The sequence below is a fragment of the Mesorhizobium sp. M4A.F.Ca.ET.090.04.2.1 genome (genome assembly GCF_003999085.1).
Taxonomy (GTDB): Bacteria; Pseudomonadota; Alphaproteobacteria; order Rhizobiales; family Rhizobiaceae; genus Mesorhizobium.
Genome location: NZ_RZOT01000112.1, coordinates 1 through 12,659 on the forward strand (window position 1 = coordinate 1; position 12,659 = coordinate 12,659).

The following is a 12,659-nucleotide window of genomic DNA, read 5'->3' on the forward strand; positions in this document are numbered from 1 at the left end:
GTTTCGGCAAGGCGTCGGCTGCGACGAAGGACGCGGCATCGGTGCGCACCGGTCCGTAGGTGATGTAGCTGGCAAGCTTGGCGTTGTTTTCCGGCTCGCTGATATAGGCGAGATATTTGTAGGCGAGGTCCGGGCTCTTGGCGCCCTTTGGAATGGCGATCATGTCATATTCGAGGATCTGGTTGTTCCAGACGATCTTGAACGGCTTGCCGTCGGTGTCGATAGCGTTCTGGATGCGGCCGTTCCAGGCGGTCGTCATCACCACTTCCTTGGAGGCCAGAAGCTGCGCCGGCTGCGCGCCGGCATCCCACCAGACGATGTCCTTCTTGATCGTGTCGAGCTTCTTGAAGGCGCGGTCGACGCCTTCCGGCGTTGCAAGGACCTTGTAGACGTCGGCCGGCGCCACGCCGTCGGCCATCAGCGCCCATTCGAGGTTCTGCGCCGGGAACTTGCGCATGGCTCGCTTGCCCGGGAACTTGGTCGTGTCGAAGAGGTCGAGCACCGATGTTGGCGCCTCTTTCAGCACGGTCGGGTCATAGGCGAGGATATCCCCGTAAGCATCGAGACCGACACCGCAATCGAGCGCCGAGCCCTCGATGAACTTGTCACGCGGTCCGATCTTGGAATAGTCGAGCCGCTCGAGGATGCCGGCGTCGCAGCCCTGCAGCACGGTCGCCGTCTCGACCGTCACCAGGTCGATCGGCACGTTGCCGGTGTCGACCATGGCCTTCACCTTGCCGAGGTCGCCGAGATATTCCTGCTCGAGGATCTTGACGCCGGTCTCCTTGCTGAACGGCTCGAACCAGGCCTTGCGCTGGGCGTCCTGCCAAGCGCCCCCGCTCGCCATGATGGAAAGCTCTTGCGCAAAGGCGGCGTGGCCTATCGTCGTCGTGAAGGCAGTTGCGGCCACAAGCGCGAGCAGAGTCTGCTTTGTGTATTTCATGTCGTTTTCCCCTGTTTCGGAATGGCGCCGCCCGTCCCGGCATCGGCCGGAAAGGCGCGGCAATCATTGGGCGCGCAGGAGACCGTCACGGCCTCGCCGTTTGCCATCGTCGCTTCGGGGCCGACCTTGACGGTCAGCACCTGGTCGTTGGCGAGCCTGGCCACGAGGCGCAGGTGGTCGCCGAGATAGATCCGCCCGTCCACCGTGGCGGGCAGGGCGTTGCCGCCGGCCGCCATCGGCGTCAGGGTCAGCCGTTCCGGTCGGATGGCGACCTGGCAGGGAGCGCCCTGCGCGACGCCGATCGCCAGCGCGGTGAGTTCGCCACCGCCGCTCAGCCGGACCCTGCATTCTGCGCCGGAGACGCGGTCGACCACGCCTTCCAGCGTGTTGTTCTCGCCGATGAAGCTCGCCACGAACGAGCTCTGCGGGGTGTTGTAGAGATCATCGGGCGAGCCGAGCTGGGCGATGCCGCCATTGTTGAAGACGGCGACGCGGTCCGACATCGTCAGTGCCTCGCTCTGGTCATGCGTGACGTAGACGATGGTGACGCCGAGCATGGTGTGGATCTGTTTGATCTCGAGCTGCATGTGTTCGCGCAGCTTCTTGTCGAGCGCGCCCAGCGGCTCGTCCATGAGTACCAGGCTCGGCTTGAACACCAGGGCGCGGGCAAGCGCCACGCGCTGCTGCTGGCCGCCGGAAAGCTGGGTCGGCCGGCGGTCGCCAAATTGCCTGAGCCGCACCATGTCGAGCGCGCTCGCTACCCTGGATGCGATATCGGCCTTGCCGACCTGCCGGACCGAGAGCGGGAAGCCGACGTTCTCCTCGACCGTCATATGCGGGAACAGCGCGTAGTTCTGGAACACCATGCCGATGTTGCGCTGATAAGGCGGCAAGCGGTCGACCGGTTGGCCTTCCAGCGTGATCGTGCCATGCGTCGGCCGCTCGAAGCCGGCAAGCATGTTGAGCGTCGTTGTCTTGCCGGAGCCGGAAGGACCAAGCAGCGTCAGGAATTCGCCGCGCGCAACGGTGAGGTTCATCCGCGTCACGGCGAAAGTCCGCCCGTCGTAGGATTTTTCGACGTCGGCGAATTCGACGAAACCCTTGCCGGGACCGGCTTGCGCGGCCGGCGCGATCGTGGCCGGGGCGGCCGGCAATGCGGCCTGGCTGGCGTTCATAGTCCGCAATCCTTGATGCGGCTGAGATGCGGCTTGCGATCCATGCCTCGTCCTCCCGGAAACCGGCTGCCCGGCAGGTCATGTGACTTGTATGGTCACACAATTAACCTGTAATCGACCATAGATGCAGACAACTTTGTCCGTCAAGCCGATTTTTGGCGGATTGTGTGAGATTGTTAACAGGATGTCTTGCGGTTGTACGCCAGACAAGCTCTATTGTCCGGAGTATTGTCTTATGCTAGATGCGCCAACAGTAAGACATCAGCCGTAGTCGATTCCCGCATGCTGCAAGATCTTCGCCTCCCCGACGACGAAAGTCCGGTTTACCGTCGCCTTGCCGACGCGATCGCCGAACGCATCGCCGCCGGCACGCTCGCGGTCGGTGACCGGTTGCCGCCGCAGCGCGAGATCGCGCGGGCACTGGGCATCAATGTCACGACCGTCACGCGGGCCTTGTCGACACTTCAGGAGCAGGGGCTGCTCGAAGCGCGGCCCGGACGCGGCACGACGGTCGCCGCCCGTGACGTCGGCGAGAAGCCGGGCTTCGTGTCGTCGCCGAGCGACCAGAGCGGCATCATCGACCTTTCCGTCAACCGGCCGGCCACCACCGCCTATCTCGATGCGGTTGCCGCGCTGCTGCCGCGTCTGCCCAAGGACCGGCACTACGCCGCGCTTCAGGACTACCACCCGCCGGAAGGACCGCTCTGGGCGCGCGTGGCGGTGGCCGACTGGTTCAAATCCGTCGCCGGCGACGGCGATCCCGGCCGCGTCGTGCTCGCCGCTGGCGCCCAGCACGGACTGGACGGTGTCCTCGGTGCGGTGACCAGGCAGGGCGAGGTCGTGCTTGCCGACGAGGTGACGTACCAGGGCATAAACGCGCTCTGTCGCGTGCATGGGCTGGATCTCAGGGGCGTCGCCATGGACCGCGCCGGCATGCGCCCCGACGCCTTCGATGCGGCTTGCGCCCAGCTTCGGCCCCGCGCGGTCTTCCTGGTGCCGACGCTGCACAACCCGACGACGATCACGCTGAGCGCGGAGCGCCGGCATGAGCTTGCGGCGGTTGCCCGCCGCTACAATGTGCTGATCATCGAGGACGACGTCTACCGGCCGCTGGCCGACGACCCGCCACCCCCCTTCGCCTGTCTCGAGCCCGAACTGACCATCCATCTCAGCGCGCTGTCGAAATGCCTGGCGCCGGGCCTGCGCCTTGGGTTCGTCATCGCCCCGCGCCCCATCGCCGGCCAAGTCGCGGCGGCGCTGCGCATCAACTGCTGGAGCATCAGCCCGCTGACGGCGCTGATCGGTGCCAGGCTGATCGAGGAAGGCTCTGCTGCCCGCATCATCGACATCCAGAAGCAGGAACTGCGCCAGCGCCAGGCGATCCTGAGCGAAATCCTCGGCCGCTTCGACATCCAGGCACATCCGACGTCGACCCATGCCTGGCTGCGCCTGCCGGAGCCCTGGCGCGGCGCGGGCTTTGCCCGCACCTGCCTGGAGCGCGGCGTCGCCGTGCTGCCGGGCGATGCCTTCGCGGTCGGCCGCGAGCCGGTCCAGCACGGCGTGCGCATCAATGTCGGCGCGGCGCGCTCGCAGGAGGATCTGCGCACGGCACTCGCCATCATGGCCGAACTGTTGTCGGCCGGCCATCTGCAACTGCCGGGTTTTGTGTAGGTCATCGGTGGCAGCGTCCAGGACTGTCGAAATCGCCATCGTTGGCGCCGGTGTCGTCGGGCTGGCGACGGCGTTGCGGCTTGCCGGCGAAGGCCGCGAGGTCCTTCTCATCGATCCCAACGAGCCGGGCTCGGGCGCCTCGTTCGGCAATGCCGGAACGATTGCCGAATATGCCTGCATGCCGGTCGGCAATCCGGCCGTCCTGCGCGCGCTGCCGAAACTGCTTCTTGACCCGGACAGCCCGTTCGCATTGCGCTGGACAGCGCTTTTCCAGCTTGCGCCATGGTTGGTCCGCTTTGTCAGGCAATCGCTGCCGGCGGCCACCCGAGCCAACGCACTGGCGCTCGCGGGGCTGCTGGCCGAAGCCTTGCCGGCCTGGACCGAGATGGCGCAGCAAGCCGGCCTGCAGGATCTTTTGCGCCGCAACGGCTGCCTCTATCTCTACCGCCGAGAGGGCGATTTTGCCGCCGCATCCGGCGGGCGGGCACTGCGCGCCGAGCTTGGCGTTCGTCAGGAGGTGCTGACGTCGCAAGAGGTGGCCGGGCTGGAGCCCGGCCTGCAGGCAACCCACGCCCGCGGCCTTTACTTCCCTCACTCCATGAATGTCGCCGATCCGAGCCTCGTGATGCGCCGGCTGTTCGATGCGGCCGCGGCCCGCGGCGCGCTGCTGGTCAGAGCCGAAGTGACCAGCCTGCGGGCTGACGCTGGCGGCGTTGAGCTAGGCGGTTCCGATTTCCGCGTCAAAGCGAAGACAGTGGTAATCGCTGCCGGCGCACGCTCGCGCGCTCTGGCTGCGCAAGCCGGCGACAGCATCCCGCTGGAAACCGAACGCGGCTACCATCTCGAATTCCTGACCGACGCACCTCTACTCAATCGCCCGGTCTGTCCTGTCGATCTCGGCTTCTACATGACGCCGATGGCTGGCCGGCTGCGCGTCGCCGGCACGGTCGAGTTGGGCGGGCATGCCGCACCGGCAAATGCGCGCCGTCTGGCGCTGCTCGATCGCGGCGTCAGGCAGTTCTTCCCCGACCTTGGCCGAGCGTCGTCCGAGTGGCTGGGCTTTCGCCCATCGCTGCCCGATTCCCGGCCGGTCATCGGCTGGTCGCGGGGCAGTTCCAGGGTGATCCACGCCTTCGGCCATGGTCATCTCGGCCTGACACTGGCGCCGATCACGGCACGCTTGGTCGCCGAATTGATCGGCCGCCGGATCGATGCCTCTCGCCTCGCTCCTTTTGCCGCCGATCGCTTCGGTGCCTGATCGAGGCACAAGCTCCGGCCCCTTGCATCCATTCCTCCCCATCACAATGATGGCGTGATCGCCGCGTATCCCTGCGTGGCGATCGGCGGGCAGGGGTTGTCATTGGGGCTGGTTGAACTGAAATCGCCGAGGGCGCCTTGGCGCCTGGCGCGCATCTGTGTGGTGGCGGCCGGGCTTGCATTCTTCATCGCGTCAGCGGTCGTGCAGGCGGCCGACCGCCCCTCGAGGACGCGTTCGAGGCGGCGCAATGGGCGCTGCTTTCCTCCGCCGGCAACGCCTTGCAGCAGCTTGGCCTGCGCGCCGCCGCCGGCCCGCCGGAGCTGGCGGGCATTGTGCGCGAGCGCCAGGATCTCGTGGCCATGGTCGCCGGGAAGGAAAAGGCGCTGGGGCAGGCTGGTTCGGCAGGTGCCGATCATGCCGACGCGCTAGTGCGCCTGCGCGGCGAGATCGATTCGCTGCGCGCCGAACTGGCTGGCGTCGACGCCAGGCTTTCCGAATCCTTTCCGCGCTATGCCGACCTTGCCCATACCAAACCGCTGTCGGTGGCCGATGTGCAGGCCCTGCTGGACGACGATGAGGGCCTGCTGCTGATGCTTGCCGGGCACGATCACATCTTCGTCTGGGCCGTCGGCAAGCATGACAGCGCCTGGACGTCTCGCGGGACGACCCGCAAGTTGCCGAATATGTCCTGACCACGGCGGTGCGTATGATCGTGAGCAAGACCAATTCCTATGAAGCCGCCACGCCGCGCCAACGACGTCTTCAGGCAAAGGCAAACGGCGATGGCCAATTACGATGCCGGCCAGGAGGCCTCCCGCCGCGACGGGCGGCGCTTCCTCGAAATTTTCATCGCCGGCCAGTACGAGGCGGGCGCGAACTAGCGCGGCGGCTCAGCGCGTGGCGTGGCCCGGTCGGCTCAACGCGCGAAGATCTGCTCCAGCGAGCGGAAGCCCTTGAACTCCAGCGCATTGCCGGAAGGGTCGCGGATGAACAGCGTCGCCTGCTCGCCGGGCTCGCCCTTGAAGCGCACCATCGGTCGCTCAAGCCAGTCTATGTCGTCGCGGGCTTCCAGCCGGGCGGCGAGCCGCTGCCATTCGTCCATCGTGAGCACCGCGCCGAAATGCGGAATCGGCACCGCGACGCCGTCGACCTGGCCGTCGCGCGCGGCGCCGGATGCCCGCGGCCGCAAATGCGCCGACATTTGGTGGCCGTAGAGGTCGAAATCAACCCATGTCGCCGAGGAGCGACCGATGGCGCAGCCCAGCACCTCGCCATAGAAAGCGCGGGTTTCATCGAGATCACGCACCGCAAAGGCGAGATGGAAAGGCGTCATGGCGAAGGCTCCTGGCAGTTTGACGATGCTCCGGCCCGGTTGTTCCGGCCGGTTCGGGCGCGAATGGGTCGCGGCATCCTGATTGCCCTTCTGCCATTGCACAAGCGACAGGGGAACAATAGATGGTGCGGCAGCCGCCCAATCGGGCCGAAGAGACAGGATCAAGTGCATGACCGACCAGCTCGACGCAGCGAAACTGACCGACCGCGTCGCGGCGCTCGTCGAGGCTGCGAAGCGCGCCGGCGCCGATGCCGCCGACGCAGTCGCCGTGCGCGGCCGTTCGGCCGGCGTTTCGGTGCGGCTGGGCAAGGTCGAGGGCACCGAATCGTCGGAGAGCGAGGATGTCGCGCTGCGCGTGTTCGTCGGTCAGCGGGTGGCGAGCGTCTCCGCGACCGCAGCCTCGAACCCCAAGGCGCTGGCAGAACGCGCCGTCGCCATGGCCAAGGTGTCGCCCGAGGATCCCTATCAGGGCCTTGCCGATCCCGCGCTTTTGGCCGGCAAGCCACGCGACCTCGACCTGTTCGACGCCACCGAGGTCCCGGCCGACGCGTTGAAGGAGGCAGCACTTGCTGCCGAAGCCGCAGCGCTTGCGGTGAACGGCGTCACAAATTCGGCCGGCAGCAGCGCCAGCGCCGGCCTCGGCGGGCTGGTGCTCGCCACCTCGCATGGTTTCGTTGGCCAGTACGTCGCCTCGCGCTTCTCGCGCTCGACCAGCGTCATCGCCGGTGCGGGCACCGGCATGGAGCGCGACTATGAGTTTTCTTCCCGCCAACATTTCGCCGATCTCGACGCGCCCGAAGAAATCGGCCGCAAGGCGGGCGAGCGCGCGGTGCGCCGCCTCGGCGCGCGCAAGGCGGCGACCGGGCCGGTCGACGTGGTGTTCGATCCGCGCGTCGCGCGCGGCATCGCCGGCCATCTCGCCGGCGCCATCAACGGTGCGGCAGTGGCGCGCAAGACCAGCTTCCTGCGCGACATGATGGGAAAGCAGGTGGCATCGGCTGCAGTTACTATCACCGACGAGCCGCTCAGGCGACGCGGCCAAGCCTCGCGTCCCTTCGACGGCGAAGGCGTCGAGGGGCAGAAGCTGCTGATGGTCGACAAGGGCGTGCTGAACCACTGGTTCCTGTCGACCTCGGCGGCCCGCGAGCTCGGCCTGGTCACCAACGGACGGGGCGCGCGCAGCGGCTCCTCGGTCTCGCCATCCTCGACCAATCTTGCCATCGAGCCGGGCGAACGGGCGCCGGAGGATCTCATTAAGTCGTTGAAGAGCGGCTTCTATGTCACTGAAGTGTTTGGCCAGGGCGTCGACATGGTCACCGGCGAATACAGCCGTGGCGCCTCCGGTTTCTGGATCGAGAATGGCGAGCTTGCCTATCCGGTCGCCGAGGTGACGATTGCCTCGAATCTGAAGACCATGTTCCTCAACATGGTGCCGGCAAGCGACCTCGACCGCAATTTCGGCACCGCCGCGCCGACGCTGCTCATCGAAGGCATGACCCTTGCCGGCGCGTGACCCGCTCATCCTGGCCGGAGCGCGCGGGGACCTCGCCCTGCTGCGTGACGCCGCCCGCGAGGCAGGCGCGATCGCCATGCGCTATTTCGGCAACAGCCCGCAAGTCTGGATGAAGGGCGGCACCTCGCCGGTCAGCGAGGCCGACCATGCGGCAGATGCCTATCTGCGCGAGACCTTGCTCAAGGCGCGGCCGGACTATGGCTGGCTGTCGGAGGAAACCGCCGACGACCACGCCAGGCTCGCCGCGCGCCGCACCTTCGTTGTCGATCCGATCGACGGTACGCGCGGTTTTCTCGATGGCCTGCATTCCTGGTGCGTCAGCGTCGCGGTCGTGGAAAACGGCGTAACACTCGCCGGCGTCCTCGAATGCCCGGCCAAGCACGAGACCTATTGGGCGCTGCCCGGCGAAGGCGCCTTCCTGAACGGCGAGTCGATCCGCGTGCGGGCGTTGGCGGACACCGTGGATATCGGCGGGCCGAAGCCGCTGGTCGACCTGTTGCCGGAAGCCTGGCAGGGCCGGCTGCATCGCACGCCCTACATTCCTTCGCTGGCCTACCGCCTGGCGATGATCGCCGCAGGCAAGCTCGACGCCACCTTCGTCAAGCCCAACGCGCACGACTGGGACATCGCCGCCGCCGACCTCATCCTGCGCGAGGCCGGCGGCGCCTTGCTCGACCGGCACGGCCGCCCGCCACGGTATGCCGGCTCGGTGATTCACCACGGCGCGCTGGCCGCCGGCAGCGGCGCCTTGCTCGACGTGCTTGCCGGCGTCATCGCCGGGCTGGAGAGTTGAACCATCATCAAAGGTTCCAAAGTCGGCGGCTTTGGTCTAGACCTTTGCAAACTCACGATATGTGAAGGACCGACATGGCCGTGGAAGACGGAAAGAAGCAGCTTTTGCACCTGGTGTTCGGCGGCGAGCTGAAAAAGCTGGGCGGAACCGAATTCCGCGACCTCGATGGGCTCGACATCGTCGGCATCTATCCGGACTATCAATCCGCGCACGCGGCATGGAAAGCCAAGGCGCAGGCCAGCGTCGACAATGCCCACATGCGCTATTTCGTCGTTCACCTGCACCGGCTGCTCGATCCGGACAGCAGGGCCGCCGGTTGAGACCGATGGAGCATGAAGCGGTGAAAGGGCCGGTCACCAGCCCCGCGGTGCGGCGCGGCGGCACGACCCGCACGCTCTGGCGCCGGATCCGCGAGCCGCTGGCCCAATCGCGATTCGTCAAGAACTTCATCGCCGGCCTGTTCGCCAATTTCGTCCGTCTGGTTCGCCTGACCAGCCCGCTGGTCAAGGGGTCGACTCAGGTCGCCGGCGGCGCCTACGCGCATCTGGAGCCCGGCATCATCGCGCTCTGGCACGGCCAGCATCTGCTGACGCCTGCGTATTATCCCAAGGGCAGGCCGTTGGTCGCCATGGTCTCGCGCAGCGCCGACGCCGAGCTCAACGCGCTGATGCTTGAGAAGTTCGGTATCGAGGCGGTGCGCGGCTCGGGGGGGCGCGACAGTTCAAGGCATCTCGACAAGGGTGGAGCCAAGGCTTTGATTGCCCTGAAGAAATCGCTTAGCACCGGCAAGAACGTGGCCATGATCGCCGACATCCCGCACGGCACGCCGCGCGACGCCGGAATGGGCATCGTGCTTCTGGCGCGACTGTCCGGCCGGCCGATCCTGCCTTCGGCGATCGCCACCAGCCGCCGCAAGGTGCTTGAAAAAAGCTGGGACAAAACCACCATTAACCTGCCTTTCGGCCGCTCAGCGGTTATCGTTGGGCCGCCGGTATTCGTGCCGGCCGATGCCGACGACGCCGAGATGGAACGCAAGCGCCAGGAAGTCACCGCCGCGATCAACGCGGCAACGACCGAGGTTTATCGCCTCGTGGACGGCCTGAAATGAGCGAGCGCTGGGCGCGCACCATGCTGTCGGCCTACCGCTACGCGGGCGCCGCCGCCTATCCGCTGATCGGTCCTTACGTCGCCTGGCGCACGTCCAGGGGCAAGGAGGACCGCGTGCGCCGGCGCGAGCGCTATGGCGTCGCCGGCCGTCCACGCCCTGAAGGGCCGATGATCTGGATCCACGCGGCCAGCGTCGGCGAGACCCTCGCAGTCGTGCCGCTGGTCGAGAGCATCCTCGACTACGGCGTCAACATCGTGCTCACCACCGGCACGGTCACCTCCGCGCAGGTCGTCGACGAGCGGCTTGGCGACCGCATCATCCACCAATACGTGCCGCTCGACCTGAAACCCGCAGTCAGCCGCTTCCTCGACCATTGGCGGCCCGACCTCGCGATCATCGCCGAATCGGAGATCTGGCCGATGACCATGCTGGAGCTCGGCGCCCGCCGCGTGCCGCAGGTGCTGGTCAATGGCAGGCTGTCCGACCGTTCCTTCTCGTCCTGGAAGAAGCGCGCCAACATCGCCGAGGCGCTATTCGAGAACCTTGCCCATGTCGTTGCCCAGTCGGATGTCGACGGCGAGCGCTTCCGCACGCTCGGTGCCCGGCCGGTCACGGTGTCGGGGAACCTCAAGGTGGATACCGCCCCGCCGCCGGTCGACGAACGGGCGCTCGCCTCGCTGAGGCGGCAGATCGGCGAGCGGCCGACCTGGGCGGCGATCTCGACCCATGACGGAGAGGAGGTCGTGGCGGCCGAAGTGCACGCCACCTTGCATCGGCGCCACCCTGGGCTGCTCACCATTATCGTGCCGCGCCATCCCGATCGCGCCGAGGCGCTCTCCGCGCAGATTTCCGGCATGGGCCTGAAGCTCGCCCGCCGCAGCAAGGGCGACAGGATCACGGCCGATACCGACATCCTGCTCGGCGACACGATCGGCGAGATGGGTCTCTATCTCAGGCTGACGGAAATCGCCTTCGTTGGCCGCTCGCTGACCTCCGAGGGCGGCCAGAACCCGCTCGAGCCGGCGATGCTGGAGACGGCGGTGCTTGCCGGCCGCAACGTGCAGAATTTCCGCGAGGCCTATCAGCGCCTGCTCGACAGTGGCGGCGCCAAGCTGGTGCGCGATCGCGACATGCTGGCCGGCGCCGTCAACTTCCTGCTGAGCAACGAGGTGGCGCGCCACGAGATGATGGCGGCCGGCGCCGCCACCGTCGACGAGATGCGCGGCGCGCTGGCGCGCACGCTGAAGTCGCTGGAGCCTTATATCCAGCCCCTGATCGTGAAGTCGCGCCTGAAGGGCGCCAACGGGAGGTAGCGTGACCTCCGAAGCACCGCCCTTCTGGTGGGAAGAACCGGACTGGCGCGTTCTGGCGCTGTCGCCGCTGTCGGCGGCCTACGCGCTCCTGGCCGGCCGCCGGATGCGGCATGCGCCGCGCGAAAAGGTCGAGGCGCCGGTGCTGTGCGTCGGCAACTTCACCGTCGGCGGCAGCGGCAAGACTCCGGTGGCGATCGCACTGGCGAGGCAAGCCAAGCGCATGCAGCTCAGTCCCGGCTTCCTGTCGCGCGGCCATGGCGGCTCTTTTGGTGAGCCGCATATCGTCGATCTGCATCACGACGCCGCCAGGCATGTCGGCGACGAGCCGCTGCTTCTGGCCGAGCATGCGCCGGTGGCGGTGACGCCGAACCGTGCTGCCGGCGCCCGGTTGCTGATGGAAAAGCTCGGTTGCGACTTCCTCATCATGGACGATGGCTTCCAAAGCGCGCGCCTTCATATCGACTTCGCGCTGGTCGTCGTCGACACGCGCTACGGCATCGGCAATGGCCGCGTCATCCCCGGCGGACCGTTGAGGGCAAACATCGTCGACCAACTGGTCTTCACCAGCGCACTGCTCAAGATGGGCGAGGGGACGGCGGCCGATCCGGTGGTGCGCCAAGCGGCGCGCGCCGGCCGGCCGATCTTCGAGGCGCATACCGAGCCTCGCGCCCGTGAACGCTTCGCCGGCAAGCGCTTCCTCGCCTTTGCCGGCATCGGCCATCCCGAGAAATTCTTCGGCACGCTGCGCCAGGCCGGCGGCGACGTCGTGCTCGCCAAATCCTTCCCGGACCACCATTTCTATGCCGAGGACGAGCTTGCCGAACTGGCGGCGACAGCGAAGCGCGACGGTCTTCGCCTCGTCACCACGGCCAAGGACGCGGCCCGGCTGCGTCATGGCGCGTCGCAAGAGTTCCTGGATCAACTCGAGGTACTGGAGATCGACGCTGTGTTCGAGCTCGACCACGTGCCCGAGCGCATCATCGACGAGACGCTTGATGCGTGGCGGCAGCGCAAGCTGCGGCGGTGAGACGTGCTATCCCCGGCTGCGCATTTCCGGGTGCATCTCGATCTCGCGGCGCAGCGAGGCAGTGGCGTTGGCGTAAGGCTCCTGCCGGGCGACGCTCCAGTATTTGAGCTCGTCCAGCGGAATGCTCTCGCCGGTCACGGCGCACCGCACGAACGCGCCCGGACTGGTGACCTGGAAGTCGCCGTCGAGATAGCGGATGCGGGCTTCCTTGCCGCCCGGGCCTTCAAAACGGTTCATCATGAAATGACGCTTGGGTTCATGGGATTCAATCGCCACAAATCGCAGGCAAGGTCAAGCCTGACGCAATGCTCGTGGAGTATCGCTCCAACAGCATAATGGTTGCTGGGAGCCGGCATGGACATTTCCTCCACCCGCCTGACGTCGCTGCTGAAGCAGGCGCTGACGCCGCAGCCGGTGCCATCGGCCAAGGCCGATCCGGCGACCACCGCGCTGGTCAAGGCGCTCGTCCAGCCGCCGGCGCCGTCGGCCGCGTCTTCGGCGCAGCTCGCCGCGCAGGCCTTGAAC

General features: G+C 66.9%; 15 protein-coding genes. 10 read left to right on the forward strand and 5 right to left on the reverse strand.

What is annotated here, in order from left to right:
* Together EN781_RS10595 and EN781_RS10600 are read right to left on the reverse strand one after the other, a co-directional pair.
* On the reverse strand, window positions 1-943 hold a 943-nt coding region (locus EN781_RS10595), incomplete at its 3' end, for an ABC transporter substrate-binding protein (RefSeq protein WP_145965478.1).
* The gene (locus EN781_RS10600) at window positions 940-2,118 is read right to left on the reverse strand and encodes an ABC transporter ATP-binding protein (protein ID WP_126055082.1); all 1,179 of its coding nucleotides are present in this window, start codon (window positions 2,116-2,118) and stop codon (window positions 940-942) included. The genes EN781_RS10600 and EN781_RS10595, both read right to left, overlap by 4 nt.
* 282 nt (window positions 2,119-2,400) lie before the next feature.
* Here EN781_RS10600 and EN781_RS10605 point away from each other — a divergent pair, with 282 nt between their 5' ends.
* On the forward strand, window positions 2,401-3,789 hold the full coding sequence (locus EN781_RS10605) for a PLP-dependent aminotransferase family protein (protein WP_126055081.1): 1,389 nt from the start codon (window positions 2,401-2,403) through the stop codon (window positions 3,787-3,789).
* Window positions 3,790-3,796: 7 nt separating this feature from the next.
* Window positions 3,797-5,047 (forward strand): FAD-dependent oxidoreductase, encoded by a 1,251-nt coding sequence (locus EN781_RS10610; RefSeq protein ID WP_126055080.1) that lies wholly within the window; start codon window positions 3,797-3,799, stop codon window positions 5,045-5,047.
* A 41-nt stretch (window positions 5,048-5,088) separates the two neighbouring features.
* Here EN781_RS10610 and EN781_RS10615 read toward each other — a convergent pair whose 3' ends face one another.
* Complete coding sequence (locus tag EN781_RS10615; RefSeq protein WP_127399963.1) at window positions 5,089-5,295, reverse strand: hypothetical protein; 207 nt, start codon at window positions 5,293-5,295, stop codon at window positions 5,089-5,091.
* A gap of 30 nt (window positions 5,296-5,325) precedes the next feature.
* Between EN781_RS10615 and EN781_RS10620 the strand changes: the two genes are divergently transcribed.
* Both EN781_RS10620 and EN781_RS34755 read left to right on the forward strand, forming a co-directional pair.
* On the forward strand, window positions 5,326-5,739 hold the full coding sequence (locus tag EN781_RS10620) for a hypothetical protein (RefSeq protein WP_127399964.1): 414 nt from the start codon (window positions 5,326-5,328) through the stop codon (window positions 5,737-5,739).
* Window positions 5,740-5,778: 39 nt separating this feature from the next.
* Window positions 5,779-5,928, forward strand: a complete 150-nt coding sequence (locus EN781_RS34755) for a hypothetical protein (RefSeq protein WP_210213468.1) — start codon at window positions 5,779-5,781, stop codon at window positions 5,926-5,928.
* A 35-nt stretch (window positions 5,929-5,963) separates the two neighbouring features.
* Here EN781_RS34755 and EN781_RS10625 read toward each other — a convergent pair whose 3' ends face one another.
* The gene (locus tag EN781_RS10625) at window positions 5,964-6,380 is read right to left on the reverse strand and encodes a VOC family protein (RefSeq protein ID WP_126055078.1); all 417 of its coding nucleotides are present in this window, start codon (window positions 6,378-6,380) and stop codon (window positions 5,964-5,966) included.
* 169 nt (window positions 6,381-6,549) lie between these two features.
* On the opposite strand from EN781_RS10625, the gene EN781_RS10630 reads away from it, so the two are divergent.
* The 6 genes from EN781_RS10630 to lpxK all read left to right on the forward strand — a co-directional run bounded on the left by EN781_RS10630 (window position 6,550) and on the right by lpxK (window position 12,134).
* Window positions 6,550-7,893, forward strand: coding sequence for a TldD/PmbA family protein (locus EN781_RS10630; RefSeq protein WP_126055077.1), 1,344 nt, complete (start codon window positions 6,550-6,552; stop codon window positions 7,891-7,893).
* Entirely contained in the window at window positions 7,880-8,686 is an 807-nt protein-coding gene (locus tag EN781_RS10635) for a 3'(2'),5'-bisphosphate nucleotidase CysQ (protein WP_126055076.1), read from the forward strand. The genes EN781_RS10630 and EN781_RS10635 overlap by 14 nt, the downstream gene beginning before the upstream one ends.
* A gap of 74 nt (window positions 8,687-8,760) precedes the next feature.
* The gene (locus EN781_RS10640) at window positions 8,761-9,006 is read left to right on the forward strand and encodes a DUF4170 domain-containing protein (protein ID WP_126055075.1); all 246 of its coding nucleotides are present in this window, start codon (window positions 8,761-8,763) and stop codon (window positions 9,004-9,006) included.
* 5 nt (window positions 9,007-9,011) lie between these two features.
* Entirely contained in the window at window positions 9,012-9,794 is a 783-nt protein-coding gene (locus EN781_RS10645) for a lysophospholipid acyltransferase family protein (protein WP_126055074.1), read from the forward strand.
* A complete protein-coding gene (gene waaA / locus EN781_RS10650; protein WP_126055073.1) occupies window positions 9,791-11,107 on the forward strand; it encodes a lipid IV(A) 3-deoxy-D-manno-octulosonic acid transferase in 1,317 nt (438 codons plus the stop codon). Before EN781_RS10645 ends, waaA begins: the two co-directional genes overlap by 4 nt.
* Before the next feature lies 1 nt (window position 11,108).
* On the forward strand, window positions 11,109-12,134 hold the full coding sequence (gene lpxK / locus EN781_RS10655) for a tetraacyldisaccharide 4'-kinase (protein ID WP_126055072.1): 1,026 nt from the start codon (window positions 11,109-11,111) through the stop codon (window positions 12,132-12,134).
* A gap of 6 nt (window positions 12,135-12,140) precedes the next feature.
* Here lpxK and EN781_RS10660 read toward each other — a convergent pair whose 3' ends face one another.
* Window positions 12,141-12,374 (reverse strand): DUF2093 domain-containing protein, encoded by a 234-nt coding sequence (locus EN781_RS10660; protein ID WP_126055071.1) that lies wholly within the window; start codon window positions 12,372-12,374, stop codon window positions 12,141-12,143.
* Between the last annotated feature and the right edge of the window lie 285 nt (window positions 12,375-12,659).